The organism is Kitasatospora sp. NPDC001175, from assembly GCF_053598215.1.
On sequence record NZ_JBSFJU010000040.1, the window covers coordinates 29,018 to 54,915 of the forward strand.

At 72.5% G+C, this 25,898-nt stretch carries 30 protein-coding genes; 20 read left to right on the forward strand and 10 right to left on the reverse strand.

Annotated features, from left to right (window positions below; translation table 11 throughout):
• Nucleotides 1-62: 62 nt before the first annotated feature.
• From ACWDAK_RS25655 to ACWDAK_RS25695, 9 genes are all read right to left on the reverse strand, one after another.
• Entirely contained in the window at nt 63-1,667 is a 1,605-nt protein-coding gene (locus tag ACWDAK_RS25655; protein ID WP_427394774.1) for a zinc finger domain-containing protein, read from the reverse strand.
• A gap of 165 nt (nt 1,668-1,832) precedes the next feature.
• Nucleotides 1,833-2,393 (reverse strand): Uma2 family endonuclease, encoded by a 561-nt coding sequence (locus ACWDAK_RS25660; protein WP_427394773.1) that lies wholly within the window; start codon nt 2,391-2,393, stop codon nt 1,833-1,835.
• A gap of 118 nt (nt 2,394-2,511) precedes the next feature.
• On the reverse strand, nt 2,512-3,351 hold the full coding sequence (locus ACWDAK_RS25665) for a DciA family protein (protein ID WP_427394772.1): 840 nt from the start codon (nt 3,349-3,351) through the stop codon (nt 2,512-2,514).
• A 37-nt stretch (nt 3,352-3,388) separates the two neighbouring features.
• Nucleotides 3,389-4,636, reverse strand: coding sequence for a hypothetical protein (locus tag ACWDAK_RS25670; RefSeq protein WP_427394771.1), 1,248 nt, complete (start codon nt 4,634-4,636; stop codon nt 3,389-3,391).
• A 1,132-nt stretch (nt 4,637-5,768) separates the two neighbouring features.
• Nucleotides 5,769-6,308: a GNAT family N-acetyltransferase gene (locus ACWDAK_RS25675; RefSeq protein WP_427394770.1), complete on the reverse strand. Its 540-nt coding sequence runs from the start codon at nt 6,306-6,308 to the stop codon at nt 5,769-5,771.
• The gene (locus ACWDAK_RS25680) at nt 6,305-7,090 is read right to left on the reverse strand and encodes a GntR family transcriptional regulator (protein ID WP_427394769.1); all 786 of its coding nucleotides are present in this window, start codon (nt 7,088-7,090) and stop codon (nt 6,305-6,307) included. The genes ACWDAK_RS25675 and ACWDAK_RS25680 overlap by 4 nt, the downstream gene beginning before the upstream one ends.
• A gap of 143 nt (nt 7,091-7,233) precedes the next feature.
• Nucleotides 7,234-8,145 carry an FAD-dependent oxidoreductase gene (locus ACWDAK_RS25685; RefSeq protein ID WP_427394768.1) on the reverse strand — a complete coding sequence of 304 codons (912 nt, stop codon included), beginning with the start codon at nt 8,143-8,145 and terminating at the stop codon, nt 7,234-7,236.
• Complete coding sequence (locus ACWDAK_RS25690; RefSeq protein ID WP_427394767.1) at nt 8,142-8,705, reverse strand: isochorismatase family cysteine hydrolase; 564 nt, start codon at nt 8,703-8,705, stop codon at nt 8,142-8,144. The genes ACWDAK_RS25685 and ACWDAK_RS25690 overlap by 4 nt, the downstream gene beginning before the upstream one ends.
• 19 nt (nt 8,706-8,724) lie before the next feature.
• A complete protein-coding gene (locus ACWDAK_RS25695) occupies nt 8,725-9,879 on the reverse strand; it encodes a helix-turn-helix domain-containing protein (RefSeq protein ID WP_427394766.1) in 1,155 nt (384 codons plus the stop codon).
• A 437-nt stretch (nt 9,880-10,316) separates the two neighbouring features.
• Between ACWDAK_RS25695 and ACWDAK_RS25700 the strand changes: the two genes are divergently transcribed.
• The 13 genes from ACWDAK_RS25700 (at nt 10,317) to ACWDAK_RS25760 (ending at nt 22,088) form a co-directional block, all read left to right on the forward strand.
• Nucleotides 10,317-11,165, forward strand: coding sequence for a hypothetical protein (locus ACWDAK_RS25700; protein ID WP_427394765.1), 849 nt, complete (start codon nt 10,317-10,319; stop codon nt 11,163-11,165).
• 105 nt (nt 11,166-11,270) lie between these two features.
• The gene (locus tag ACWDAK_RS25705; protein ID WP_427394764.1) at nt 11,271-11,471 is read left to right on the forward strand and encodes a hypothetical protein; all 201 of its coding nucleotides are present in this window, start codon (nt 11,271-11,273) and stop codon (nt 11,469-11,471) included.
• A 347-nt stretch (nt 11,472-11,818) separates the two neighbouring features.
• Nucleotides 11,819-12,313, forward strand: coding sequence for an ATP-binding protein (locus ACWDAK_RS25710; RefSeq protein WP_427394763.1), 495 nt, complete (start codon nt 11,819-11,821; stop codon nt 12,311-12,313).
• Nucleotides 12,314-12,400: 87 nt separating this feature from the next.
• A complete protein-coding gene (locus tag ACWDAK_RS25715; protein WP_427394762.1) occupies nt 12,401-12,841 on the forward strand; it encodes a hypothetical protein in 441 nt (146 codons plus the stop codon).
• 37 nt (nt 12,842-12,878) lie between these two features.
• On the forward strand, nt 12,879-13,127 hold the full coding sequence (locus tag ACWDAK_RS25720) for a WhiB family transcriptional regulator (protein WP_427394761.1): 249 nt from the start codon (nt 12,879-12,881) through the stop codon (nt 13,125-13,127).
• A gap of 81 nt (nt 13,128-13,208) precedes the next feature.
• On the forward strand, nt 13,209-14,927 hold the full coding sequence (locus ACWDAK_RS25725; protein ID WP_427394760.1) for a DUF2637 domain-containing protein: 1,719 nt from the start codon (nt 13,209-13,211) through the stop codon (nt 14,925-14,927).
• Nucleotides 14,928-15,081: 154 nt separating this feature from the next.
• Nucleotides 15,082-15,636: a hypothetical protein gene (locus ACWDAK_RS25730; protein ID WP_427394759.1), complete on the forward strand. Its 555-nt coding sequence runs from the start codon at nt 15,082-15,084 to the stop codon at nt 15,634-15,636.
• A complete protein-coding gene (locus ACWDAK_RS25735) occupies nt 15,633-15,836 on the forward strand; it encodes a hypothetical protein (protein WP_427394758.1) in 204 nt (67 codons plus the stop codon). The genes ACWDAK_RS25730 and ACWDAK_RS25735 overlap by 4 nt, the downstream gene beginning before the upstream one ends.
• A gap of 126 nt (nt 15,837-15,962) precedes the next feature.
• Complete coding sequence (locus ACWDAK_RS25740) at nt 15,963-18,305, forward strand: hypothetical protein (protein WP_427394757.1); 2,343 nt, start codon at nt 15,963-15,965, stop codon at nt 18,303-18,305.
• A gap of 14 nt (nt 18,306-18,319) precedes the next feature.
• Nucleotides 18,320-18,742, forward strand: a complete 423-nt coding sequence (locus ACWDAK_RS25745) for a conjugal transfer protein TraB (RefSeq protein ID WP_427394756.1) — start codon at nt 18,320-18,322, stop codon at nt 18,740-18,742.
• Nucleotides 18,743-18,818: 76 nt separating this feature from the next.
• Nucleotides 18,819-21,134, forward strand: coding sequence for a hypothetical protein (locus ACWDAK_RS25750; RefSeq protein WP_427394755.1), 2,316 nt, complete (start codon nt 18,819-18,821; stop codon nt 21,132-21,134).
• Nucleotides 21,135-21,224: 90 nt separating this feature from the next.
• On the forward strand, nt 21,225-21,410 hold the full coding sequence (locus tag ACWDAK_RS25755) for a hypothetical protein (protein WP_427394754.1): 186 nt from the start codon (nt 21,225-21,227) through the stop codon (nt 21,408-21,410).
• Between the two features lie 111 nt (nt 21,411-21,521).
• The gene (locus ACWDAK_RS25760) at nt 21,522-22,088 is read left to right on the forward strand and encodes a hypothetical protein (protein ID WP_427394753.1); all 567 of its coding nucleotides are present in this window, start codon (nt 21,522-21,524) and stop codon (nt 22,086-22,088) included.
• 15 nt (nt 22,089-22,103) lie between these two features.
• Here the strand turns inward: ACWDAK_RS25760 and ACWDAK_RS25765 are convergent, their stop codons facing one another.
• Nucleotides 22,104-22,334 carry a hypothetical protein gene (locus ACWDAK_RS25765; protein WP_427394752.1) on the reverse strand — a complete coding sequence of 77 codons (231 nt, stop codon included), beginning with the start codon at nt 22,332-22,334 and terminating at the stop codon, nt 22,104-22,106.
• A gap of 85 nt (nt 22,335-22,419) precedes the next feature.
• Here ACWDAK_RS25765 and ACWDAK_RS25770 point away from each other — a divergent pair, with 85 nt between their 5' ends.
• The 7 genes from ACWDAK_RS25770 (at nt 22,420) to ACWDAK_RS25800 (ending at nt 25,827) form a co-directional block, all read left to right on the forward strand.
• Nucleotides 22,420-22,884, forward strand: coding sequence for a hypothetical protein (locus tag ACWDAK_RS25770; protein WP_427394751.1), 465 nt, complete (start codon nt 22,420-22,422; stop codon nt 22,882-22,884).
• 135 nt (nt 22,885-23,019) lie between these two features.
• Nucleotides 23,020-23,262 (forward strand): hypothetical protein, encoded by a 243-nt coding sequence (locus tag ACWDAK_RS25775; protein ID WP_427394750.1) that lies wholly within the window; start codon nt 23,020-23,022, stop codon nt 23,260-23,262.
• Between the two features lie 14 nt (nt 23,263-23,276).
• Entirely contained in the window at nt 23,277-24,023 is a 747-nt protein-coding gene (locus ACWDAK_RS25780) for a hypothetical protein (protein WP_427394749.1), read from the forward strand.
• A gap of 78 nt (nt 24,024-24,101) precedes the next feature.
• Entirely contained in the window at nt 24,102-24,272 is a 171-nt protein-coding gene (locus ACWDAK_RS25785; RefSeq protein ID WP_427394748.1) for a hypothetical protein, read from the forward strand.
• A gap of 20 nt (nt 24,273-24,292) precedes the next feature.
• The gene (locus tag ACWDAK_RS25790) at nt 24,293-24,691 is read left to right on the forward strand and encodes an RRQRL motif-containing zinc-binding protein (RefSeq protein WP_427394747.1); all 399 of its coding nucleotides are present in this window, start codon (nt 24,293-24,295) and stop codon (nt 24,689-24,691) included.
• 123 nt (nt 24,692-24,814) lie between these two features.
• On the forward strand, nt 24,815-25,303 hold the full coding sequence (locus ACWDAK_RS25795; RefSeq protein ID WP_427394746.1) for a hypothetical protein: 489 nt from the start codon (nt 24,815-24,817) through the stop codon (nt 25,301-25,303).
• Between the two features lie 26 nt (nt 25,304-25,329).
• Nucleotides 25,330-25,827 carry an AAA family ATPase gene (locus tag ACWDAK_RS25800; protein ID WP_427394745.1) on the forward strand — a complete coding sequence of 166 codons (498 nt, stop codon included), beginning with the start codon at nt 25,330-25,332 and terminating at the stop codon, nt 25,825-25,827.
• Nucleotides 25,828-25,898: the final 71 nt, after the last annotated feature.

Sequence of the window (25,898 nt, forward strand, 5' to 3'; positions counted from 1 at the left end):
TCCGGTGCAGGGCCGTCCCAGGCCTCCGGCCCGATCACGTCGCACGAACGGCGCGGGTGGCTTCAGCTGGTGGCCGTGTTCTTGCGAGCGATGCGCTCGGAGTGCGGGCCCCCGTTCAGGGTGGCGCACGCTTCGCCGGGGGGACGGCCGCAGATCGGACAGGTTCCCTGTCGTTCGCGGGCCTTTCGTTCGTCGAGGATCGGCTGGAGCCGTTCGTCGTGGGGCCGCAGGTAGCGCTGGCCCGGGCCGCGTGGATGGTCCCTCCGGCAGTCCTGGCCGGATTGCGCGCCACAGCGAGAGCATGGGCGCGCGATCCACAAGCGGCGGGAGACCTTCTCCTTCGCGGTCCACGCCCCGTTCACGAGGCGGTACTGGGTTTCCCGTGCGGCAGCCTGGTTGTTACTGGCTTCGGCACGGGAGACCCAGCGTTGAATGAGCGCCTGGTGCCCGGGGCTGAGCGCGTCGCCTGCCGTGGCCGCCTCCCGGACGAGCCTGTCCACCAGCCCGCACATCTCGGCCGTCATCATGGTGCGCCGGCCCTCCAGGTTGGCGAGGAGCTTTTCCACCCGCTGCCGGGCAAATACGACCTCACCCGGCAGCGCCGGCCGGGGAACCGCCCGGGCGCGCGCGGCGACGGCGGCCAGGTGCTCCGCCGCGGCCGCCGCGGTCGTTTCCTCAGAAGCGGTGCGCTCATGGGAGGCCCTGGCGTTGGCGAGGAGCAGCAGCTGGTGCACTCGGTCGCTGTCCTGTTCCCGGACAGCGTGGTCGAGACGGGCGAACAGGTCCCGGCGGGCCTGTGCCTGGGTGGCGAACCACTGATCGATGTCCTGGAGGGCTTGGTCGACCTGGGCGCGGGTCAGCGGGTCGAGCGGGCCGAGGGAACGGATCTCCTCGACGACGCCGGTGACGATGACCACCGACTCGAGTTTCCGGCCATCGGCAAGGCGGCGCAGCAGTGCCTTGGCGCGAGGCGCCGGGTTGGGTGTCTCCACGGCCGGCCGGGATCCGGTGCGGCCTGATCGGGGAGCGCGGCGGGCGGCGGTGATCTGCTCGACTGCGGGAGTGCTCAGGCCCCGCTCGGTGATGCTGCACTCCTGGAGGGTGAACCACTGGGTCGGGCGGGCGAATGCCTCGGTTCCGATCCGCACGTCGCGGGCGGTCCCCCGGCTTTCGAGCCGGATGCGGTGGACGTACCAGCGACGCACCAGCGTCTCGTCGTCGACCGGCACCGACACGCCCAGGACCGGCTCCACCACGTCGTCGTCCCACACCGGTGCCACCGCGTCGTCCAGGTGCAGGCGCAGCCCGCGGGCCTGGTGCTCGAAGGTGATGTCGACGACGGAGCCGAGCGGTTCCCGCAGGTAGACCGTGCCTGGGTGGCCCTGGTCGCGGAGCCAGGCCGTGGCGGCGGACTTCGCGTAGAGGTGGTCGGCGCTGGACACGTCCCTCGCCCGGCGCTCGCACACGTGCAGGCCGGTCGGGTCGGGCAGGTGCGAGAAGTGGCAGACCCGGTCGGTGTACAGCTTGGTGGTGAGCCGTTCGCCGCAGCCGCCGAGTAGCAGCCCGCACCAGAAGGTGTCCTCGGCGTGCCGCCGGCGGAAGGCGTCCAGCTCGATCGCTTCCAGGGGCAGGAGCAGCGGATCGTCGGACTCCGCGCTGCCGAGCACCGCCGTCTGGATACGCCGCTTGTCACCTGGCAACGACAACCCCCCTACAGGCGCCTGACCATGGACTTCTCATCGTGCCACCGAGCCTGGCTCTCGGGCGGGGCAATGCACAGATCGGCCCCCGCCGGATCGGCGGGGGCCAGACCGTCTCGGTGCCGTGCGGGACTACCGGCGCAGCCTGGCCGGGTCGAGGTCGAGGGGGAACGGGTGGGCGAGCTGGGTGGTCTCGCCGACCTGGACGAGGCGGTCGACGTAGGTGCCGCGCTCGAGGTGGCCGAGGTAGAGGCGTGGGGCGGGGTCGAGTTCGAGGCGCCAGTAGTGCTCGATGCCGGCCGCGGCGTACAGGGACGGCTTCATCTTCTTGTCGGTGACCCGGGTGGAGGGCGAGGCGATCTCGATGGCCACGACGATGTCGTCGGCGCTGAGGGTGGTGCCGGCCTCGGCGGCCGCAGCGGCGTCGGCGATCACCAGGTCGGGGATCAGGAGGCCGTCGGGCACGATGACGTTGACGGCCTCCAGCGCCTCGAACGGGGCTTCGGCGTTGTCGATGGCCAGGCTCAGGAGCATGGCCAGGCGGAGGCTGGCGCGCTGGTGCGGCACGCCGGGGTTCGGGCTCATCAGCAGCGCTCCCCCGACGAGCTCGATCCGGTGGTGGGTGTCTTCGGGCAGGGCCAGGACGTCTTCGACCGTCCATGGCCCGCTGTGCTCGGCGACTGCAACGCTCACGTCGTCCTTCCTTTCACCCGGCACCTGTCCTCATTGTCCCCGGCGGGGACCTCGGGCGGTACCGGCTCACGGATTCGTACGGCGGACCGGCCCTGGCAGGCCGGTCACGGTCGGGGGATCACGCAGCGCCGCGGGCGGGGGCCGACTGCGGCTGGCGGGTCGTGCGCAGCGGGATGGCGTGGCCGCGGGCGACGGCGAGGGCGGCGCGGTGGCTCTCTCGGAGCTGGCGGGCGCGGACGGCGTCGGCCAGGGCTTGCTCGACCTCGACCGGCGGGCGGTGCGCGTACTCGGGTTCGCGCAGCTTGTTGTAGTGGCGGCGCAGGATCTCCTCGCGGGCGGCGGTGGCTTCGTCGGCGGCGGCCTGGCGGGCGGCGGCGTTCTCGCGCATCTGCTGGCGGAGCTGCTGGTAGGCCTCGCTGTCGGCGAGCGGCGGAGCGGCCGGTGCGTCGGCCTGGTCGTTGTGCCGGGGGGCCGGGACGGTCGGTTCGGTGTCGGGTACCGGGGCGCTGATGGCCGGTCCGACGCGGATCTCCAGGGCTCGGACGGTGTCCGGGCGGGCCTGGTTGAGGCGGTCGAGGATCTGGCGCTGTTCCAGGCGGAGCTTGGTGGCCCAGGCCGGGGAGTCAACGGTGACGCGCAGGGTGCGGGTGTCGGCGGTGAACCCGGCCGGGAACCAGTGCAGGGCGGCCTCGGTGCCGACGAGCTGGGCCCAGTTGTCGCGCATGGTGCCCTGGGCGGTGCCGAGCGCCCAGCCGTGGGCGGAGGCCATCGCGGGGACGACGGCCGCCAGGGCGGAGGGCTCGCGGGCGTCCCGGCCGGCGCGGGCGATCTGCTGGCGGGTGGGGCCGGTCTTCTTCGCCGGGGCGTTCCCGCCGAGCCGGGCGGTGCGGCGGGCGGCGCGCAGGGCGGTACGGGCGAGGTCGGCGCCGCCGGGCGCCGGGTCGGTGGTGCTGGTCATGCGGGGGACCTCCATTCGGAACGACGTGGTGGGGTGCTCAGCGGGTGACGCCGAGCTGGACGTGCGGGCTGGCGGCCAGCGCGGTGTAGCGGGCGACCATGTCGGCGCCGAACAGGTCGAAGGCCAGGTCACCGGCGGCTTCCATCCGGGCGGCGGCCGCGGCGGGCAGGTAGTAGGCCTCCTGCCGGTCCTGCTCGGTCACCGGGGTGGCGGCCTGGGCCGCGGCGTCGCCGAACAGGCCGGCCATGAACTCCAGCTCGCCGGTGCGCTCGCGCACGGCGACGACGTCGGTGTCGTCGACCCGGGCGGCGGCGTCGGCCTGGACCTGCTGGTCGTGCCGGTCCTGCTCGACGTCCTGGCGCAGGGCGTGCGCGATCAGCGCGTGAGGCCGCTCGGGGCGCCACAGCAACCCGGCACCCGCGTACTGACCTGCGACGTCGCCCAGCCAGGCCACCGTGCGCTGCTCGTCCCAGCCCCGGGCGGCGGCGTCGTTGAGGACCCACCGCAGCTGGTCGTGCGAGGCCTGCCGCACCCACGGCACCCGCCGGTACGCGACCTTGGCGAGCCGGTCACCGGCCGCCATCATCGCGGCCGTGACGACCTGCCCGAGCACCGTCCGACGCCGCTCCCCGGCCGGCTTGGCCGCCCGCTTCCTGGTGATCGACTTCGTGTCACGGGCCGCGCCCGTAGCTTTTGAATCACCCACAGAGGAGAAGCTCAGGCAGTCAGTGGTACCACCCTCCATTGGGGTGCAACGCGAGGTGCCCGAGGACTGCTGAGCACTGGTGTGACGGGCCGTACGGCGAGCACGGCGGAGCTTCTTCGCGGCCTTCTTCCCAAGCTCCGCGATGACCGACCGGCCCTCCTCGGAGATCCCGGTCATCCTCCGCTCCAGGCCCTCGCCCGCGGTACGGATCCCGAGCGCCTGGTCGTAGCTGACCGGGATCAGCCGCTCGTACTCCGACGCCAGGCTCTCCACCCGGGTCTGGCCCTCCGTCATCGGCAGCCGGGTGCCGATCGAGCGCCACGCCAGCAGGCCGGTGCTGCGCAGGATCTCCAGGTGGTACTGCACGGTCCGCTTGCTGCACTTCAGCTTCCGCATCAGGTAGCCGATGGTCGGCCGGCACGGCGTCAGCTCCGACAGCACCTCCACCAGGCGCAGCGTCGTCTCGCCGAACCGCGGGCCGTGCGTCGGCACGTAGAAGCCGGCACCGTGCACCCAGTGCGCGGCCTGCCTCCAGCTGTAGCCGTCCAGCGCAACCCGCCCGGCCGTCCCGGACAGCATCTGCTGCTCCTGCGGCACCCACGCCACCCGGGCCGGGACCACTACGGCAGCGTCCGGCGCCCCCTGCCGCTGGCCGGGAACCAGCGGACCGACCGGAATGACATGGTTCGGGCCCGATCGTGTGACACCGAGATCATCACCCGAAGGTGTGATGTCCGTCACAGGCGCGGGTCGGGCTGCGGCGGCTCCGACAACCGGTCCGCTAACCGGTCCGCCGACAGAACCCAAGGCAGACAGGGGGGAGGAGAGTTCTCCCCCCTCCTCCGGGACACCGAACGAGCCGAAACCCCTGGTGACGGCCTCGCCGACAAGGACACGGCGGGACTGGAACAGGGTCATGGCCTCCTGCAAAATGACAGGGCCTCCTTCTGTGCGCACAAAACGGCAAGGAACCGGCCCGCAACTGCGGGACGGGTGGCCCCTCGGGGCCGGGCAAGAAGCCCCCGCGAGGGGGCGAAAACCGATCGGCGACCTCCAGTTCTCTTTGGACCGGCGTGTTGACGGTGGGTGCAGCCGAGGCCCCGGCAAGGGCCCCGACTGCGGGTACTGCGACCGGTTGGAAGACCGGTGGTGGTGCTCGGTTCGCTCAGAACCAGGTAGTGCCGCTGGGAATCGGTGGGAGCCGATCTCCAGCAAGCCCCGCTCGACGGTTGGGAAGCCCGAGAGCGAGGTGGAGCAGGACGGCCGCGTCGATCCGGGTGGATAGCCCGGGGAGCGGCCAGCGGAGTCAGACCCCGGGAAGGGTCAGGCCCCGCAGACGAGGGCTAGGTCACGGAACACCCCCAGCCAGGGGGGCCGCCGTGGCCGGCCACACATACGAGACGGCACCCCGCCGGAGCGAGACCCGGGAACTCCCGGTCGACTCCACGGCGGGGTGCCGCGTTCATGGGGGCCCCGACACGGGTACCCTTCATCACGTCACCACCCCTTGCGTGGTCGACCGGGACGGGCCCCCGGCCAGGGGCGCCGATCCACTTGAACGCCGTCCGGACCCTCGGGTCCGGGCGGCGAAGTGCATTCTGGATCACTGTCGGGGCCAGACTACCCCTGTGGACAACGCGTGGAGTAGGCGCAAGATCCCCGTGTCGATCTGACGTACCGACAAGCTGAATGGCCAACAAGTTCGTCGCTCCTACTCGACTGCCTGGTCGTCGAGACCGTGCTCCGCCGGGGCGGCGGGGCGCTGAGCTACCCAGCCCGACCCTCCGACCTCGGGGTCGTGAACCGTGCGTACGTGCTGGAAGCCCCGCTCCGTGTAGTACTGCTGGAGCCGGATGTTGCTGGTCCAGGCGTCCAACCGCAGCCACTGCGCTCCGTGGCGCGCTGCTCGATCACCAGCCCAGTCCAGGAGTCGATTCCCGAGGTCCAGGCCGGCGAACTTCCTGTCGACCGTGAGTTTGTGGACGTACAGCGCTTTGTCCTGGCGCTCCTGAGGCGTCCAGAGGAGGGGGTCGGCCGCGCCGTCGAGCGTGATGGTCGCCGCGATGTCATCGGCATCTGCCGACTCCCGCACGACGAAGACCTCGCCGGACAGGATGCTCTGCGCTATGTGCTCGCTCGGAAAGGGCGTCGACCACTGGTCGCTGCCGAGCGCGGCCAGCCACTCCGCAGCGTCGATGCGGAACTGCGTCAGTCGGGCCAGGTCCCTGATCTCGGCGTGCGTGATGATCACTCTGCGGCCTCCGAGTCTTCCTCGGTGCGCCTGTGCCGCTCGTAGACAACCACGTGGCGGTCCCCAGGCAGCAGACAGATCGTCACCTGGATGGGCTTTCCTTCGCGGTCGTGCCCGGTGCTGATCAGCTCGGCCATGGGGGTGCCGGGCGGGAGGGCAAGCCGTTCAAGCTCGGCGGGCCGAGGCATCCGCGGGTAGATCTCGTCGAGGGCTTCGACCAGTTCATGGCCGAGCTCGGCCAGAACCTGGTTGGTGCCGCGATCGACGCTGCCTGGCGTCATCCACTCCGAGCCCTCAACGATCCGATGGGGAACGTAGGAGTCGTCGGTGGCGAAGGGCATGTCGTCGACGAGGCTCGTCCGCCGGCGGAACGCGACGGGCTCGCCCGGCGCGAGCTGCAGTCGCTGCCGTACGGCCTCGTCCGGTAGCTCGACGCCTACTTCGATGGTCTGCGTGCCGTCCCGTCCCTCGGTCTGGAGCAGGTTCGTAAAGATGTCGACGGCTGGCGGCTTGCGCCGGAATTCGCTCTGCGGTCGGTAGACCAGCGGCCGCCACTCGCGGACGTACACGCCAGAGCCTTGAACGGACCTGACCAGGCCAGCGGCCTTGAGCTTGATGATTGCCTGCCGCACCGTTTCGCCTGTGACGCCGTACTGCTTCGTCAGCTCCCGCGTGAGCGGGAGGCGGTCGCCGGGCCCCAGTTCGCCGGAGTCGATCTTCTCGCGCAGGTCTTGCGCGATGTCGGCTGCGCCTGGGCGCCGATGATCACGAGCAGCAGTCATGCGAGGAGAGTACCCGATTTCACTAGCGAAGTCTGCGGGGAGGGGGCCTGATGTTCCCGAGAGCCAGCTTGGTGCCGACATCGCCTGGACTTCCAGGTGGCTCTGTGGAACTCGGTGTGGAACTCGCATCAGGCCCACCCCGGCTACGCCGTGGCCCGCACCGCAGTCGAGTAGTAGCAGCTCAGAACGGCTTGAGCGCCCGAACCCTGGGCGGTGACGATTCGTTGGAACCGGGCCGACCGCAGGTCACCGGCCGTCGTGATGAACGGCCCCTGTGACTCGGACGGGCAGTAGCCGTCCTCGCCTGCAGTCAGGCCGGGGAGTGCGGCGGGCCGGTTGCCGATGTTCGTCAGCAGCGTGTCGCAGGCGTAGGCAGTGGCCGAGCCGTCCACGCCTTCGACCTCGACGATGTAGCCGCCGCCGGGAGCAGGGGTGAGCGCGGCGTGGCGAGCGCGGCGCAGCTGGACGCGGGAGTCCTGCTGCACTTCAGCGACCTTGTAGTCGTCGGTGGCGGGATGGACGACCAAGAGCTGGCGCTGGACGTCCGGATGGGCGCGCAGCCAGGTGCCCAACGGCCGGTCACCGCCGAGGACACACGTGCGGCCTTTCAGGTCGGCGGGCCGGGCTCGCCACAGCGGCGCCGGGTCCAGGCCGGCTGGCGCGGAGATCCAGCCGGCCTCTGCCGGAGCGATGGACGCGACGCCCGTAGCGGCGATCACTGCGTTCCCTGTGACCGCAGAACCGTCGGCCAGAGTGACGCTGGCCGACTGGCTGTCGGCGGATACCGCGACCGCGCGGCCCGTGATGACTGTGCAGTGCCCTGATCCCTGGATCCGCTGTATATCCCGGGCAAGCGCCTTGGCGAGCGACGGCCCATCGGTCCAGTCACCGGGCACGTTCGAGAGCGCCCCGATGACGTGCAGCCGGCCGCCGATGTCGTTGCTCTCGATTAGCACCGAGCGTAGGCCCAGGCTGGCCGCCATCAGCGCCGCTGCGCACCCAGCCGGCCCGCCGCCGACGATGACAAGATCAGGGTCGCCGAACGCAGTGCTCACGAGTAGGCCCTTTCGGTGCTGGTCAGACGCGCGATGGCATCGTGACTTGTGATGAGCTGAGCGCTGCCGATGTTGCGGCGGGCCAGCAACAACGCCGCCGAGTGGTACTCCTCGCCACCGCTTGATGCGCAGGCGTCGACGGCGATCCACGGGCGGAAGCCGGAGTGATAGGCGTCGATGGCGCTGTCGTAGACGCACGAGTCCGTGTCGATGCCCACGAAGACCAGGTCGGTCCAGCCGGCCTCCGCCAGGGCAAGTCCCGCGCCGTTGGCGAAGACGGAGGAAGTCCCCTTGTCGATCACTGCGGCTGCGTCCCCGAGATGCGGCTGGAGTTCCGCCACGATTGCCTGCTCTTCCGGCGTCCGCAGCCGCGTCCACCCGCTGATCTTCTCGTAGGGAGAGTTCGGCAGGTTCTGGAAGCGGGCGTACACGACGGGGGCCCCCGCCGACTTCCACGCTTCGACCATGTGGACGATCACCGGGACCGCTCCAGCGCTGTGCGCGTTGATGAAGCCTTGCTGTACGTCGATGACGATCAATGCCGTGGTTCGAGGGTCCATCTCTGCCTCTCTCGCCTGCTCACACACGACTGTCTCGGAGGGCCTCCTGGGCGTCGCGGAGGCGGTCGGGCAGATCGCTCGTGCTCAAGACCGCCTCTCGCATGGCCCGGTGTTGTGCGGTTTCGGCCGGGCGGGACGCTCGAAGCCGAGAGTACGCGCCCCTTAGGTAGCGCCAGCCGTACTCCTCTGGCATGACCGGATCCTCTCCGTCCTCGATGGAGTCGAGGACCCGAGAGGAGAGCGCCCACAGGCCCTGGACGTCAACCTCCAGCGCGACGATCTCGCGCACCGTCAGGGCGCGTTCGTCAGGCTGAGGGTGGTAGGTGACGCCGGACCAGCCGGCGAGGCCTGGCGATGAGCCGCCATGGAAGGCAACGACATCGGGGTGGGTCCAGGCCGAGGTGAACTTCTTCGTCTCCACGTGGGGGCCGATGGGCTCGACGGCTTCAGGGTTCTGCCGATTGACCAGTACAGAAGGAGTCGTGAGGAGGTGCAGTGCCGTCGGAAGCGTTGACGGCGGCCAGCTGTGTTCGCGGAGCTCGTAGACCGACAGGACGTACTGCGGATCCTCGATCTTGGGCTGGCCGGGGACCGCGGCTTCCAGGAGAGCGTTAAGGCCGGCGCCAGCCCATGCTCGATCCGTCGGATAGGTGCGGTACCGCCAGAGAGCGAGCTGGGTGATGCTCTCGAGCATCAGCTCCTCCGCCAGGTGAACCACGGCCACGCCGCACGCCAGCAGGTGCGCGGTCGCGGAACCCCCTACCGGGTGTTCCAGCGGCAGGACTCGCTGCTCCAAGCCACCAGGCCCTTCCGGGTGGGGCAACGCCTTCTCGAACACGGCCTGGAGCTGTGATCCCACATAGACCGGGATGAACTTGTGCGACACCACCACGAACGGTCCGGCGTGCTGCTCAGCCTCCGCGGCAGTGCCGACTGGCTGGCTGGCCAGCCTGGTGTAGAAGGTCTCGCGCTGCTCCTCGGACGCCAGTTCCAGAGCCCGGCTCAACACCTCTTGCATCTCATCGTTGCAGGTGAGGCTATCCCCATGCTTCCGCCACTTGGTGACGGTGCGGGGGTCCACTCCCAGCTTCCTCGCGAACTCGCGGATCGAAAGCCCGAGCGTCTCCTGGAGAAGCCGTGCCCTCTGGCCGGTCCACCGGATCGCCGTGTCCACGGCCACCTCCCCGTCTCTTCCCACTGGTGTGGGCCTTGCTCGGTTCCACAGCAGTGCCACACGGGAGGCTCGCGCCCACCCAGGGCTCTGTGGATCCTGATTGACGAACAGTCATGGGTGAAGCACCCAAGGCCGCCGCTGAAGCAATTTCACTAGCGAAGCCCTTGACGGTCAAGCCCCGAACCTGTTCACTAGTGAAATCAGGAGGCCGCCTAGCGGCTCTCCAAGGCCCCCGAATGACTCCCGTACAGGGCTTATTCGGCATGCCATCGCTCCATCGCAGCCAGGTGATAGCTCCACCAAATCCCTCGGCTCGCACCACGCAGCGCTGATGCGTTGTCCGCTCACCAGGGCGCCGGGTCTTCCGTGCGGCCTGGCGAGCGGAGAGAGCACCGCGACGCGGCCCCCATCTCAACTCCGCACCCGAGGAGCCCTTGATGACCACCTCGATTCAGGCCCCCGTCGCCCAGCAGCGTCGGCGCCGGACCCGCACCACGACCGTCTCCTCCAGGCCGGCGCTCGCCGTCTCGACCCTGCTGCCCAACGACATCGACCTGCTGCCCGGCACCGAGCACCTGCGGTGCCCGGACTGCACCACCTGGTGCCCCATCACCGGCGCCAAGGGCAGCACTCCGAAGTTGGTCCCTCACCACACCGAGCGCGCCGGCACCCCCGGCGCCCGCCGCTGCTCCGGCAGCAACCGACGGGTCCTCCTGGACCTGACGATCGCCGAATGGCAGGACCGCTGGGCCGACGCAGCCAAGGAGACCACCTCCCGCCGGCCGACCACCGTGCTGAAAAAGGTAAAGGCCCCGCAGCCGGTCGCGCTTCACCAGCTCAACCCCGCGCCGCCCACCGCAAACTCGGCCCGTGCGAAGTACGAGACGCACCGGTCCCGCTGCGCCGGCTGCACCGGCCGCGAATACTGCACCGACGGCGGGCGCCTGTTCGCCACCTACCTGCAGCTGCTGGGCCAGGAGCCCGAGCGGCGCGCGGCCCAGGCGCACACCGAGCAGGAGCAGCGACTCGCCGAGCGCCAGCAGGCCAAGCAGCAGCTGCAGCGCCGCAAGAAGCAGTGGGGCGAGCGTGTCCCGGCGGCCCACTTCAACGACATGGTGCGTCGAGTCGAGGTTGCCGCTGGACATGCTGACACCCGCCGCCGGGTGTACGGCCCCGACCTTCCGAGCGAGGAACGCAACACGCGGGAGGAGTCCCGGGCGCTCGCGCAGACCCGCACCGCGAAGGCGATCCGCGAGGCGAGCCCGCTGAGGCGCAGCGCGGCCTGACCAGCACCACCCCGGGCCCGGCCCGGTCCCAGAACTGAACAGCACTCACCAGCCCGCGGCGGCCCGGAACTCCGGGCCGCCGCTTCGCATCTCTGGAGGTTCCCAGTGCGCTACGCCACCATCTCCCGCGAGCTGCTCCCGCTGCTCATCCGGGCGCTCACCACACCGGAGCCCCGCCCGGCCGGCACCGCCACCGTCGACCAGCGGCGTACCCCGACCGAGGACAGGCTGGTCGCCGCCGCGAGCCCGCTGCGCTCCGGCCCCCGCTACCGGCCCCGCCAGCCGGCCGTCCTCGTCGCTGCCTGACCGCACCGCTTCTGCGAGCTTGCCCGTCGCCTCCGCCCTCGACCTGGGTGCGGAGACGGCGGGGGGACGGCAGGAGCCGCCCACCACATGCCGACGGCCCCGGGAGGGCAATCCCGGGGCCGTCATCGTCGCGCCTATGTAGGAGGCAACGACCTTGCTGAACAACATCATTGCACGACCCGCCCGCGCCGACGGCGACAGCGACCCGAACATGGACGAGGCCCTGCGCCGCGCCCGCCAGGGCGGAGGCAAGAGGTGAAGGCCACCGACCGCGCGGTCTGCCGCAGCTACATCGGCGGGGGAACGCCCGTCCCGCCCGCGCCCACCAAGCCGAAGGGCGGCAAGTGATGACCACGACCACCTTCGGCACCGGCACCGCGCCCGGCCTCACCGGCCAGGAGCCGATGCTCCCCGCACCGCGCCCCGGCCTGTACCTGGCCAACCGGCTCGGCGGGATCACCGCCCACCTGACGGCCGACCGCGACACCGTGCAGACCGTCCGCGCCCTGGCCCTCACCGTCCTTCTCGCCCACGGCGTCGACCTGGAGACCGCCGAGTCCGCGCAGCTGGTCCTCTCCGAGCTGATCGGCAACGCGGTCCGGGCCTGCGGCCCGCACGCCCCGCTGGTCGTGGAGGTCCACCGCGCCGAGACGGACGCGGTCGTCACCGTCCACGACCCGCTGACCGGCACCGGCCCCCGCCGCGCGGAGACCGACCCGGACAGCGCCGAGGCGGAGTCCGGCCGCGGCCTGGTCCTCCTCGACGTCCTCGCCCCCGGCTGGACCGTCCAGCCCTCCGCGATCGGCAAGCGCATCCGCTGCCGCATCCCGGCAGCCGGCTGACCAACCCCCACCCACGCCCGCTGCGCCCCGGACCTTGGCCCGGGGCGCAGCGGGCGCCCCTCGACGCTCCCGGCCGGAGGCCACCTGATGAAGCACCGCGCCCGCAACTCCTCCCCCGCCCGCCGCGCCTACTACGACGCCGCCAGCTACCGCCGGTGGGTCGCCCGCCAGATCGGCCCGCGCGCCGTCGGCGGGTTCTACCGCAGCGCCTACTCCGACGTCGTCTACGAGGTCCTGGCCATCGAGTCCGGCCCCCGCCCGCAGTGGCCGACGTGGAAGATCACCGTTCGCACGCTCGGCGAGAGCACCTCCCGCTGGCACTGCACCGCCTGGGACGAGCGCGACCAGATCGTCGCCGAGCCCGGCGAGCAGGCCCTCAAGTTCTGGGCCGAGCACACCCTGGCCCGCCCGGCCGAGGGCGGCGCGCTCCTCGAGCAGCGCCACGTCCTGGACGAGGCCGCCCACCCCGCCACCGTCGCCGCGCTCCACCAGCTCGCCCTCACCGCCCGGCTCCCCCAGAACGCCTGAGCACACCGACCGCACAGAGAAGAAGGAGAACGACGTCATGGACTACAGCCGCGCGGTGTGCCGCGACGAGGACCCCGAGCTGTTCTTCCCGATCGGCAACACCGGCCCCGCCCTGCTCCAGATCGAGGAGGCCAAGGCGGTCTGCCGCCGCTGCCCCCTGCTGACCGAATGCCGCGAGCGGGCGCTGGCCACCGGCGAGGACCACGGCGTCTGGGGCGGGCTCAGCGAGGACGAGAGGCGCTCGATCAAGCGCCGCAACGCCCGCACCCGCGCCCGCACGGCCTGACCCGCCACCGCACCGGACCGGAAGGAACAACCCGATGCTGACCATCACCACCACCACGAAGAAGAAGGAAGGGGCGCTCCGGTGAGCGACAGCGTGTACGTGAAGGACGACCAGGCGCCGGTGGCGCAGCGGATCGTGCTGGCGACGTGGGAGAAGTGGCTCGCGGGCGCCGGCGCGGCGCTGGCGGTCGGCGTCTCCACCATCGGCCTGGTCGCCTCCTACAAGGCGGTCGAGGCCAAGGCCGCGCTGCCGGTCGCCGAGGGCGGCTGGGGCTGGGAAGAGCCGTGGATGCTCCCGGTCGCGGTTGACCTGGCGATCCTGGCGTTCAGCATCGTCAACCTGCTGCTGATCCGCTGGGAGCGGGAGGCGGCCTGGGTGAAGTGGGTGCCGCGCGCGCTCACCGGGCTGACGATCTGGCTGAACTGGCAGGCCGGCGCCTCCGGGACCGCCGCCGCAGGGCACGCCGGCCTCGCGGCCCTGTGGGTGGTGTTCTCGGAGATCGCCGCTCACCTGTACGCCGGTCACATCGGCCGCCTGCGCGGCCGGGTGCGGATGGACGGCATCCGCCCGTCGCGCTGGCTGCTCTCCCCGATCGCCACCGCGCAGATCGCCCGGCAGATGAAGTTGTGGGAGATCACCTCCTACACCCAGGCGCTGGAGCTGGAGAAGAGCCGTCAGGTGTACGCCGAGCTGCTCACCCAGCGTCACGGTAAGAAGTGGCGGAAGGCGGCCTCACGGCCGGAGCTGATGCCCATCACGCTCGCCAAGTACGGCGTCACGGTCGAGGACGCCCTCAGTGAGCCCGCCCGGCGCACCGAGAAGGACGCCGTACGGAAGCACGAGGCCGAGGTACGGACGCGGGCGCTGGCCCTACGGATGGCCGAGGAGGAGGCTACGGAAGCCCTCGCCGCGGTCGAACGCCAGGCCGCCATCGACTCCGCCAAAGCCCGCGCCGAAGCGGAGCGGCTGCTCGCCGAGGCCGAGCGGATCAGGGCCGAGCAGGAAGCCCGTACGGCCGCCGACGCGGTGGTACGGAACCACGAACTGGCCCTCCAGCTCCAGCAGGCGAAGGCCGATGCGGAGGCCGACCGGCTGCGCGCCGAGGCCGCAGCCGAGGCCGCGAAGGCCACCGCCCAGGCGGAGGCCGAGGCGGCCGAGATCCGCGCTCGTGCCGAAGAGGCGCAGCTCAAGGCGCAGATCGAGCGCGACAAGCTGGAGCGGCAGGCAGCCGAGGATGGCCGCCTGGCCGATCTGGAGACCAACCGTCGCAAGGCCGAGGCGGCGGCCGAGCAGGCCCGCCGGCAGGCCCTGGCCGACGCCGAGCAGGCCCGCCTCGCCAAGGCGAAGGCGGAGGCCGAGCAGGCCGCCGCCGAGGCCACCCGTAAGAAGGCGGAGGCGGAGCGGGAGGCGGCCGTAGCCCTGGAGGCCGCGTCCGTAACTCGGGCCAAGGCGGTCGTGACCGAGGCCGAGGCCGAGCGCCGCGCGGCCGAGGACAAGCGCCTCGCTGCGCTGGCCGAGGCCGAGGCCGCCGAGTTGGAGCGGGAGATGGCCGTAGCCCTGGAGGCGGCGGCCGTAGCCCACGAGTCCGCCACCCGTAGCCCGGCCGAGCGCCAGGCGCTGATCGTCGCCGACCTGATCGAGAGGTTCGGCGAGGAGAAGGTGACGCTCAGCTACATCGAGCGTGCGCTCGGCGTCACCGGCGGCACCCGCCAGGACCGCCGTGACCGCGCCCGTCAGATCCTCGCCGACCGCCGTAACGGGGCCGCCGGTGGTCGTGACGACATGCCGAACGCGGCGTGACCCACCCGCACAGAGCCGATCGGCGGCTCGCCTGCGCCCCAGCACGGCCCGCACTCCGGGCCGGACTGGGGCGCTCGGAAGGCGCCGACCCGACGCCCGCACCACCCCCGACCGACCCTTCCCCGCCCGCGAAACCGCAGATCAGAGGGACGCCATGGACATCAACAACCTCTTCACGGACGCTGGGATGCGCGCCTTCACGGACGCCCAGCGCGACCAGCACATGAGCGACGCCAGCCAGTACGGGCAGCTCGCCGACATCATCAGCCGCCGCCTGGAGCAGACCGAGATCGACGGAGACCGGGCCTTCTCGGCCCGGATCCGGGCCTGGAAGGTCGGCCGGAAGATCCGCTCGATGGAGAAGCACTCGCGCAAGGCCGCGGCCAGCGCCGAGGCCCTGTACGCCTCCTACGTCAACCAGGTCCTGGAGCTCCCGGCCCGCCGCGAGCTGGCGGAGGCCCGCAAGGCGGAGAAGAAGGCCGCCAAGCAGGGGCCGGCGGTGCTGGCCGCGAAGTCGCTGGACAAGACCATCTCGCACTTCGCGGGGAGCGTGGCCAACGGCATCGTCAACGGCACGCTGCCGGCCGGGCAGGGCGGGGAGTACCTGGACGCCCAGGTCCACCAGTTCCCGATGGCCGCCGGAGCCGAGCAGATGCGCGGCCCGCGCACGGTCAACGACTTCTTCCCGCGGCAGGAGGGCCGCCAGTGAGCATGGCCCGCCGGGCGAAGAACCGGGCCGAGCACTGGGCGCGCCGGCAGGCCGCCGCCACCACCAAGCAGGAGGAGGCGGCGGTCATGTACGACGCCTGCCGGATGGTCGCCTCCACCGCCGAAATGGCCGGCCGTCCCGAGGTCTGGGGCGAGCTCGCCAAGGTCTTGGCGAAGTTCTACGCCGACTACACGCGGTGAAGTTCATCTTCCTCATCATCACCGCCCAGCTAGCCCGATGAGGACCCCAAGGCGGGCGCAGGTGCGCGCACGTGCGCGCGCGAGGGTCCCGCATTCCTCACGCTCTGTCAACTTCAAGGAGGAGCCGTGGCCGACGACAACGTCCGCCTGTTCCCGGTGATGACCCCGGCCGGACCGCCGGCCGACCCGCCCGACAACCCCCCGGCCGACCCCCCGCCGGGCCCTGCGGCAGACCCGCCGCAGGGCCCTTCCGCTGCCCCCGCCGGGGGTGTGCTGGAGGCGCTGGCGCCCGTCCCGACACCCCGCCGGTCCCCGCTGGAGACGATCGCCGCACTGGAGAATCCGGCGCTCCCGGTGCCGATCCGGCCGCTGCCCGAACCTGGCGTCGTCCCCGACACGTTCCGCTCGGCGAGCCACCTCGCCGAGCACGCCCAGGCCCCGACGCCGGGGCTGGGCACCCTGTCCTTCGCCGCCGCCCTGGCCGTCGTCGTCGCCGCGATGCGCGGTGTCCACGGCGCCCTCACCGGACGGCGAACCGGCCCGGACCGGGCCGACGGTGAAGGGCAGGGGCGGCGGGGCGCGCTCCAGTCCGCGGGAGAGTGGGGCCGCCGGATGCTCGGCCGGGACCGGGCCCCCGGCGGCCCCGGCCCGCGCAGCGGCGGTGCAGGCGGTGGCCCCGGTCCCGGACCCCGCGGCGGCCGTGGCGGCGGCTGGAGCGGTGGCGGATCGCCGGGCGGTCCGGGCCCGCGCCGAGGCTCCAGCACGCTCGGAGCGGATGCGCCGCCCCGCCGCCGCAACAGCGAGACGCCCGGGCCGTCCGGGCGCGACCGGCGGGGTGGCACCGGCCCTGACGGCCCTTCGCCCCGCAGCAGGGATCGGGTGAAGGACCGCCTGGGTGCCGGCGGCGGCCGGGGCGGCGGCGGTGGAGGAGGCCGCTCGTCGGGGTCGACCGACAGCACCGGCGGGAGCCTGCTCCCGCGCCGGGGCCCGCACCGCACCTCACAGAGCGGCCCGGGCGCCAAGCACCGCAAGCACAAGGGCGCGCTGACCGGCGACAACTCCACCACCGCCGGAACCACCGGCAGTGGTGGCAGCACGGGCGGAGCCTCCGGTGGCGGCGGCAAGCGCCGGATGTCGCCGAAAGGCACGTCCGGACCGAAGGGCACGCTGCGCTCGAAGAAGGGCAAGGGCGGGCCGTCCGGTTCGGGCGGCACCGGCCCGGGCGCAGCGGGCGGCACCGCGCCGAAGGGCAAGGGCGGCGGGACCGTCCCGCCGACGGGCAAGAAGCGCGGCAAGGCCGGCGGCCCCACCGGACCGGGCGGGACGACGGCCCCCACGCTCAGCAAGCCGGGCCACAAGGAGAAGCTCGGGCCCGGGATGCGGCACGGCACGCTGGAGGCCTACCAGGACTGCGACTGCCGCTGCCGGCGCTGCATGAAGGCCTACCAGCGCTACCGCACCACCCCGCCCGGCGCCAACACGCTCAAGGGCGCGGTCCAGCAGGAGTTCGAGCGGCGCTGGGCCAAGCGGATGCGCAACCACCAGCCGGTGATCTCCAAGCTCTCCAAGAAGCAGCGCCGCAAGGCCAAGAAGAAGGGGAAGAAGACCGGCCCCGCCGGGACCGGCCCGGCCGCCTCCGCCACCACCGGGCGCGGCCGCGGCCCGGGCTCGGGCCCGGGCGGGCACAACGTCCGGGGCTGGCAGCGGGTCTACCGCCGAGCCCGCGCGAAGTTCCGCGCACGCCGCGCCGCCCACGCCGGACCGGGCGACCAGTTCTGGCAGACCTGGCGGCCCGCCGACAGCGGGCGCAGCACCCCGTGGGAGTCCGCGGGCATGGCGAGCGCGGGCGAGGAGGTCATCACCGTGGAGCGCGAGGACCGGCCCGGTGACGCGGCCCGCTCGCGCCGCGCCCCCGCCGGCCCGGCGGCGCCGGTCACCACCGGAGCCCGCGCGGTCGGCCCCGCCCCGACCCCGCACACCCAGCGGCCCGGCACCACCGCACCCGACAGGAAGGAACCCAGCAGCATGACGTCCTCCTCGCTGTCCGGCCGCAGCAGCGGCGCGGCAGTCGCGGGCATGTCCAGCGAGCACTCCACCGAGGTCACCCTCGACGACACCCTGGAGGTCCTGGAGCAGCTCACCGTCGAGAGCTTTGCCGCGCACGAGGTCTGCACCCGCCTCGCGGAGGACGCCCGGCGTATCCGCGCCGCCCTCGAGGAGTTGGCCGCCGACCTGCGCAGCCGGCACAACCTGATCGGCCGCGTCACCGCCGCCGCGATGGACCGCCTGGCGGAGGCGATGGAGCTGGTCGCCCGCAAGGCGGAGGAGATGAAGGTGACCTCCCTGAACGCCGCCGAGCTGAGCGAGGTCGCCGAGCAGGCGATGTTCGACGCCTACCGGCCCATCACCCAGGCGACCGCCGACGCCGGCCTGGCCGTGCCGTCCGCCCGCATCCACAACGAGGACTGAGGAAGGACCAGCCCATGACCGAGATCGTCCCCGCCGCCGACGGAGCACTCACCTCCCCCGGCGGCACCGGCAACAACGGGTTCCGGTCGCTGGCCGGGCGCGTCGCCGCCCTCGCCACCCAGGCGCTGCGCCTCAAGGAGGGAATGCGCCAGCTTCAGCAGCACATGAGCCGCAACGCCTCCAAGGCCTCGACTCTGTCGGAGATGTGCCACCAGGCCGAGGTCGACCAGGTGTTCGTCACCCAGATCGCCGGTGTCTCCGAGGCCCTGCACCGCGTCGCCAAGGCGTCCGGGGAGCTCGCCTCCAGCGCCGACGAGATGGAGATGGGCGCCCGCGGCTTCCGCGACGCCCACCAGCGCGAGTACGGCGGCATCTACGAGGCCGTCAACGCCTCGCCGTACCGGCAGCCGAAGCCCGGCTTCAACCGCGTCCGCTGACCCAACCCCGCACCACCCACCAGGGCCGCACCCCGAACCTCGGGGTGCGGCCCCTCGCACAGAAGGAGAGGGCCCGATGGCCACCACCACGCAGACCCCCGCCACCCCCCGGGTGGTCCCGGGCCACGAGATCCACCGCCAGGTCCGCCGCGAGCGCGGCTGGCACCTCGCCGCCGCCACCGCCGTCGCGGCCGGCCCCCAGCTCTACGACGGCCCGTTCGCGGTCCTCGGCGGAGTCGGCGCGCTGACCGCCACCGGCCTGTGGCTGTACTCCAAGTCCAAGCCCAAGGGCGAGGACGGCATGGACTACCTCGGCCTGCTGCGGTCCTCGCAGCGTGCCGCCCCGCTCCTGGGCTACAGCGGCGCCTACCTCGCCGACGTCGTCCAGCAACTGCACGGCGGCTTCGCCTGGTGGCAGATCGCCGTCCCGGCCGCCTGGGGCGCCCTGATGGCCTGGGCCGCGCCCCTCACCCGCAGCAAGGGCCTGGTCCCCGCCGCCCTGCCCACCCCGCCCGCCCCGGCCGGGCCCGACGGAACGCTCCCGCCGGCGCCGAGCGACTACCCGGGCTTCCTCGCCTGGCTCTGGGCCCGATCGGAGCGCACCACCGGCACCCGCCTGGTCGCCGTCGAGCAGTACCTGCCCGGCCGCCCCGACTTCGAGGCCGTCGTCGTCGCCCAGGCCGGCCGCGAGGTGCCCCGCCTCACCGACGAGCAGCTGGCGGCCGTGTTCGACATGCCGGTCGGCAGCATCCGGCTGCGCCCGGTGCCCGGCTCCGGGCCGGGCCGGATGCGGCTGACCGCCCGCCCCACCCTCACTGAGATGGCGGAGGCCGCGGACTTCCCCGCGTTCTGGGCGGAGCGGGTCTCCGGCGCGGGCGGGGCCGCGCCAGGCGTGACCCTGGCCCGCTGGCGTGCCGAGGAGGACCGGATCGTCGCCCAGGTCCAGGCCCCGGTGGGCAAGGAGATCTTCCTCCCGCACGGCAAGGTCTGCTCGGCACTGGGCATCGACGACGTCTCCCGGCTGGTGATCGAGACGGACGGGGTCCGCAACGGCCTGGTCTCCATCTACAAGCGCAACCCGCTGATGAAGGTGCGCTCGGCGACGGCCGAGGACCTGACGATGGACGGCAAGGGCCGCATCTCCATCGGGGTCCGGCACGACGGCAAGCCCTCCAAGGTGCGGCTGTGGGACCCGCAGCTCGGCGCGATCCGCGGCATCACCGCGGGCGCCACCGGCGCGGGCAAGAGCGTGCTGCAGCTGCTCCTGCTGGTCGGCGAGCGGCTGTCCGGGGTCATCTCCTGGGTCGGCGACCTCCAGGGCGGCAAGAGCCTCCCGGAGGCCGAGGGCCAGGTCGACTGGTTCGCCAAGGGCGAGTACGAGGTCCTCGGGATGCTGCTCGCCGCGCACGCGGTGATGAAGTACCGCGAGCGGGAGTCGAAGGAGCGCGGCGACTTCGCCCTGGGCAAGCCCTGGCGGCTGCTGTCCCTGACCCTGGACGAGATCAACCGGCTCCTGTCCCACCCGAACGAGGTCATCAAGGCGATCGCCGCCTACCTGATCGCCGACATCCAGAAGACCGGCCGCAAGGTCGGCGTCGGCGTCAGGTTGGCCGTTCAGTCCCTGCACCTCAAGGACTTGGGCGATGAGGAGGCGATCCGCCAGCAGGGCAAGTCCGGGATGGTCGTGCTGATGCGGACCCTGTCCTCCAGCACCCAGTCGATGGGCCTGGACGGCATCGCGCCGCTTGGCTTCCAGATGGAGAACATCCCCGCGCGGATCTACGAGACCGGCCAGATCGAGGCGCTGTTCGACGGCGAGGACGACGAGGACGGCGAGTCGACGGCCGGGATGGCGTACATCTTCACCGACGGCCGCGCGGAGTTCATGAGGACGTTCACCGCGCACAAGGTCGACGGCCTGTACGTCGACCTGATCGAGCTGTTCGGCGACGGCGAGGTGCCCACCCTCACCCCCGGCGAGGCCGCGGCCGCCAGCGAGGCCTACACCTGGCGCCACGACCACGAGCACCTGGCCGTCGTCCTCCAGGCGCTGCTCGCCGAACAGGGCATCAGCGCGGCGCCCGAGGAGGAGGCGATGTTCGCCGCCCTCGCCAAGGCGAAGAGCGGCGGAGGCAAAAAGAAGGCCGGCGGTGGGAGCCAGAAGAAGGCCCCCACCCTGCCGGACCGTGTCTACGAGCTGCTCGCCGACGGGCCGATGAGTCTCAAGGAGCTGCGCGACGCCCTGCCGGACGCCGAGTCCAACAGCGTCTCCAACGCCGCCACCGCCCTGCGCGACAAGGGCCTGGCCGAGCCGGTCAGCCGCGGCGTGTGGCGCCGCATCGAGCGCACCAACGAACACGACTACGACGACTACGACGGCTACGAGGACTGACCCCGCACCACTCGGCAGGCCGCCGCCGGACATCCCGGCGGCGGCCTGTGCCACACCCGCCGCACCCCAACCCCGAAGGAGCACATTCCCATGACGGTCTCCGCCGCCCTGGTCTTCCTGGTCTTCACCATCGTCCTGGTCCGCATGGGCCGCACCACCGTCGCCGCCGCCCTGGTCGCGTTCGTCGCCGGGTTCCTGATGGCCTCCAGCACCCTCGCGCCGACCATCTCCAACCTCATCACCAGCATCGGCACCGCGCTCGGCAACATCGTCTGACCGCCGCGACGCCTCCCCCGGTCCTCGCCCCCGCCCGCCGGTGCGAGGACCGGAGAAGACGCCGCAGCACCGCTTCCCCTCGCCCGCCCCACCGCAGCCACGGAGGCCGCCATGAACACCAACCCCGCCACCGCCGAGTCCGCCCTGATCCTGCCGCCCGGCTACATCACCGCCCTCGACCCGGCCACCGGCCAGCTCGTCGCGATCCGCACCCAGGAGCAGCCGCCGCTGACCGCGCCCGCGCAGCCGGGGCCCGAGCCGAGCCTGCTGGAGCGGGCGCAGCGGTACGCCGCCGAGCAGCCCGACCCGATCCCCGCCACCGCGCCCCCGGCCTGGCAGGGCGTCAGCCCCCTGGTCGGCCAGAGCGTGGTCCTGGGCGGCATCGCCTCGATGGGGATGCTGGCGGCGGGCGGCGCGCTCTACCTCGCCGGCGCGGGCCTGCAGCTGGCCGGGCCGTGGTTCCACGAAGGTGCCAAGTTCCTCGGGGCGGCGGCGCTGTTCCTCGCGGCCGCCGTCGGCGTGACCTTCGTGGCGGCCCGCACGCTCAAGTCGAAGATGACCACCGCGACCACCGGCGACGGCACCGTGATCAACGCGCTGTTCCACCGGCACACCGACGTCAACATCGGCAAGCAGTCCGCCGGGTGGAAGGGCAGCGTCACCAACAACGTCAAGTGACGGTGCGCGTGGTGCTCAGTCCTCGTCGTCCTCGTCGAGGTAGAGCCGGCCGTCGTCGCCCAGGTACGCCGGGTAGACGAAGTCCCCAATCACCACACCGTCCGGGACGATCACCAGGTCCGGGTCGTAGTCCTCGTCCAGGTGCACGACGCCGTCCTCGTCGGTCCACACGTCGTAGGCGATCCCGCCCGCCACCACGGCGTCGAACGTGAAGTCCGGCTCCCAACGCGGCGAAAGCCACCCCATGACACTCCCCTCTTCTCCCTGCGCGGGCACCAGCCTGACGCACCGCCAGGGGTCCGCACAGCCCATTCACCCCAAGGAGTTCCCCGTGAACCAGCCCCAGCACACCGTCCACACCGCGCCCGCCACCGACTCCGGCCGCCCCGACCTCCACGCCCTGGTCGCCGACTCCCGCACCGACGGCTCGAAGGTGTGGCTGGCCGACCCCGGCGAGCACCACCACGACCTGGCCGCCCACGTCGACCGGCACGCCCCCGGCGTGGACGCCACCCTCGCCATGCTGCAGGACGCCAACGACCTCATCCGTGAGCGCCAGGACGCCGCCTTCGCCGCCGGCCTGCACCAGGCCGAGCCCGCCGTGCGGGTCCTGCTCACCGACCTGCCCGCCGCGCTCCAGCAGCCCGAGACCGCCGAGCTGATCGAGCGGATCCTGCGCACCGGCCGCAAGGCCGGCGTCCTGGAGACCGCGATCGAGGAGGAGGGCACCAACGCCTTCCGCGGCCACCCGCACCTGCGGCCCTGGTTCACCGCCGCCCGGGCCGCCGGCTGCTGATCCGGCCGCTCCGCCTCGTCTCCACCGCGCCCGCCCCGCCGACCCGGCAGGGCGGGCGCCGTGGCGTCGGGACAGGCCGACCGGCCCGCACCGCACGCACCACCCTCCCGTTCCCGAACCCAGGAAGGCCCCGCCTTGGCGCTGTGGCGCAAGCCCGCTCCCCCGCCCGTCATCGGTGTCCTCACCGGCCCCCCGCCGCCGCCCACCTGGTGGCAGAGCAACCGGCACCTCGTCCTGCTCGCCATCGGCGTCATCGCCGGGTTCTGGCTCGCCGTGAAGTTCGGCGTCGCCGCCGACGCCACCCCGGCCTGCCCGCCCGGCCTCCGCCCCGCGCACACCGCCAGCCCCACGCCCGCGCCCACCGGCGCCCAGCACTGAGGAGCACACCAGCCATGACCACCGAGCACACCGACCGCACCCAGCAGCACCGCCAGCAGCAGTACGGCCAGCTGGTGAAGCTCACCCACGACCCGGCCGCCACCCCCGACGGCCGCCTGGAGCGCGTCCTGGACGCGCTCGCCGACTTCACCACCGAGTACGCGCTGCCCTGGCTGCGCCGCCGCGGCCGCGACATCGAGGCCGCCCTGCTCGGCGGCTGGGACGCCACCGCCGCCTGGCTGCGCGCCGCGGCCTACTTCACCGCCCTGGCGCTCGCGTTCGGCATGGTCGGCAGCCTGACCCCGCTGGCGGTCGGCTTCTGGCAGCACACCATGGTCGGCGAGCACCACCAGGGCGTCCTCGCCACCATCACCCGGCCCGTCCACGACTACCTCGCCGCCCACTCCGGCCTGCCCGCCGACACGGCCACCGTATGGGCGCTGTGGCAGATCGCCGGACCGGCGCTGCTCATCGGCGCCGCGATCGGCTTCACCAGCCTCCGCGTCCTGTGGGTCGGCTACGGCACGGCGACCACCGCGATGGTCTGGGCCGCCACCCCGGACACCGGACGGCCCGTCGCCACCGCCCTGGCCATCGCCTGCTGGCTGCTGCTCAGCACCCTCGCCCTCCACGGCCTGCGGCTGCGCCCGACGCTGATCGTCCCGGTCCGGGTCCGCGTGAAGCCGCAGATCACCGTCGAGACCCCGGCGGCCCGGCCGGAGCCGGCCGACGACGACCCGTACGGCGACGACGACCGCTGACCCGTCCCACCTCGGCCGGGACCGACCGCGCGGTCCCGGCCGACCCGTTCCCCCGGACCAGACCACCGAGAGGCAGCCATGCCCGACTTCGACGTCAAGGTCATCAACACCGACGACTACCCGCTGATCATCACCGTCGACAAGAACAGCGTCGCCGAGGTCCACGGCCGGGTCCCGGCCGCCACCGTGACCGACATCCTGCGCCACCTCGCCGACCACTTCGAGCAGCGGGCCGCCACCACCGTCTGACCCAGGAAGGAGACAGCGCAGTGCGCGCGATCGACCTCGACCCGACCGGCGAGAAGAACGGCGGGACCCCCACCTACCCGTGGAGATTCGGCCCGGAGAAGAGCCGGATGGCCACCCGCCGCCAGCTGCGCGAGATGGGACTGCGCCCTGGCGGCCAAGCCGTTGCCGCTCAGGTTGTGTGCCGGGGCGGCACCCGTGTCGGCCACCTCTTCTCCGTCGCGGGAGCCAAGCCGGTACGGCCGATGACCCCGGCCCGCGCCCGCGCCCTGGCCGCCGCGATGAGGGCCAGGTCGACCTGCCCGCTGTGCCAGGTCACCTACGACTACTGCCTCCCGCTGCGCACGCTCGGCTCTTGCCTGCCCTGCTCCGAGCTGACCGACGAGGAGCGCGAACAGCTCACCGCGCTTACCAGCGCCTGACCCGCCCGGGCCATCACGCTGCCCACCACCGCGCCCCGCCCGCCGGCCAGCCAGGCCGGAGCAGCGGGGCGCCGTGGTGCGCGGCGCGGCCGCCCGGCCGGAGCCCGATCCCGGAGGTACCCCGTGAACACTGCCCAGTCCACCCGCACCGCCCGCTTCGCCGCCGCCTACGCCCTGATGCGCGTCGGGGCGGATGTCGGTGATCACCTCGTGCAGTCCGATTTCTGTGCCCGGACCAAGGGCGCCACGGACGCGGCGCCGGTCACCGGCGACGACGGCACCGTCCACGGCACCGCCGCCGGTCGCCGTGCCTGTGCGGTCCACTGCCTGACCTACTCGGCGACCCAGGCCGCGGCCCTTCTCCTGGGCGCCCGCTCGCTGGGCCTGCAGCTGCGCCCGGGACAGGTTGCCGCCGCCCTCGCGATCAGCGGGCTGACGCACTACGCCATTGATCGAAGGGTGCCGGGCGGGCTGCTCCAGCGGTTCGCCGACGCCACCGGCAAGGGCAACTTCTTCCGCCTGGCCGACCACGGCATGAATGGCGCGTACTGCATGGACGGAGCTGTCCACCACGCCTTCGAGACCGTCTCCGCCGCCGTCCTCGCCCGCTGACAGCCCCGGCACCGGAAGGCCAGCCCATGAACCACACCACCACCGAAGCCCTGCTCGGCCCGGTTGAACCGGGCGCCCTGGTCGTGATGATCGGGGCCAGCGGGTCGGGCAAGTCGACCCTGTTGCGCTCCGTCCCTGTGCACCAGATCGTCAGTCTGGACCGGCTTCGCGCCGTGGCGTCCGAGCCGGGCGACCAGGACAGTACCGCCGACGCGGTCCTGCTCCAGCACCAGATCCTTGCGATGCGCCTGCGACGCGCCAAGACGGTGGTCGTGGACAACACGAGCGTCCAGCAGCTCCACCGGCTGCAGCTGGTGGAGCTGGCGCACCAGTACGGCCGCCGCGTGGTTGCGGCCTGGGTGGACGCCCCTCTGCCGACCTGTCTCGCTCGCAACGCCGCGCGCCCCGACCACGAGCGTGTCCCGGAGGACGTCGTGCGCTGGCAGCACGCGATGGCACGCTCCGCCCGCCAGAGCCTGCCCGGCGAGGGCTTCGACGAGATCCGCCACCACCGCACCGCCTGACCGGGCCATCACGCTGCCCACCACCGCGCCCGTCGTCCCGAGCCAGCCAGGCCGGGCGACGGGCGCAGTGG

Excerpts from the sequence above, each read along its gene's own strand:
- ACWDAK_RS25665 (WP_427394772.1), bottom strand. The coding sequence starts at position 3,351 with ATGACCAGCACCACCGACCCGGCGCCCGGCGGCGCCGACCTCGCCCGT.
- ACWDAK_RS25670 (WP_427394771.1), bottom strand. The coding sequence starts at position 4,636 with ATGCTGTCCGGGACGGCCGGGCGGGTTGCGCTGGACGGCTACAGCTGG.
- ACWDAK_RS25690 (WP_427394767.1), bottom strand. The coding sequence starts at position 8,705 with ATGGACCCTCGAACCACGGCATTGATCGTCATCGACGTACAGCAAGGC.
- ACWDAK_RS25785 (WP_427394748.1), top strand. The coding sequence starts at position 24,102 with ATGCCCGACTTCGACGTCAAGGTCATCAACACCGACGACTACCCGCTG.
- ACWDAK_RS25710 (WP_427394763.1), top strand. The coding sequence starts at position 11,819 with ATGACCACGACCACCTTCGGCACCGGCACCGCGCCCGGCCTCACCGGC.
- ACWDAK_RS25780 (WP_427394749.1), top strand. The coding sequence starts at position 23,277 with ATGACCACCGAGCACACCGACCGCACCCAGCAGCACCGCCAGCAGCAG.
- ACWDAK_RS25715 (WP_427394762.1), top strand. The coding sequence starts at position 12,401 with ATGAAGCACCGCGCCCGCAACTCCTCCCCCGCCCGCCGCGCCTACTAC.
- ACWDAK_RS25765 (WP_427394752.1), bottom strand. The coding sequence starts at position 22,334 with ATGGGGTGGCTTTCGCCGCGTTGGGAGCCGGACTTCACGTTCGACGCC.
- ACWDAK_RS25800 (WP_427394745.1), top strand. The coding sequence starts at position 25,330 with ATGAACCACACCACCACCGAAGCCCTGCTCGGCCCGGTTGAACCGGGC.
- ACWDAK_RS25755 (WP_427394754.1), top strand. The coding sequence starts at position 21,225 with ATGACGGTCTCCGCCGCCCTGGTCTTCCTGGTCTTCACCATCGTCCTG.
- ACWDAK_RS25760 (WP_427394753.1), top strand. The coding sequence starts at position 21,522 with ATGAACACCAACCCCGCCACCGCCGAGTCCGCCCTGATCCTGCCGCCC.
- ACWDAK_RS25680 (WP_427394769.1), bottom strand. The coding sequence starts at position 7,090 with ATGACTGCTGCTCGTGATCATCGGCGCCCAGGCGCAGCCGACATCGCG.
- ACWDAK_RS25750 (WP_427394755.1), top strand. The coding sequence starts at position 18,819 with ATGGCCACCACCACGCAGACCCCCGCCACCCCCCGGGTGGTCCCGGGC.
- ACWDAK_RS25720 (WP_427394761.1), top strand. The coding sequence starts at position 12,879 with ATGGACTACAGCCGCGCGGTGTGCCGCGACGAGGACCCCGAGCTGTTC.
- ACWDAK_RS25730 (WP_427394759.1), top strand. The coding sequence starts at position 15,082 with ATGGACATCAACAACCTCTTCACGGACGCTGGGATGCGCGCCTTCACG.
- ACWDAK_RS25745 (WP_427394756.1), top strand. The coding sequence starts at position 18,320 with ATGACCGAGATCGTCCCCGCCGCCGACGGAGCACTCACCTCCCCCGGC.
- ACWDAK_RS25700 (WP_427394765.1), top strand. The coding sequence starts at position 10,317 with ATGACCACCTCGATTCAGGCCCCCGTCGCCCAGCAGCGTCGGCGCCGG.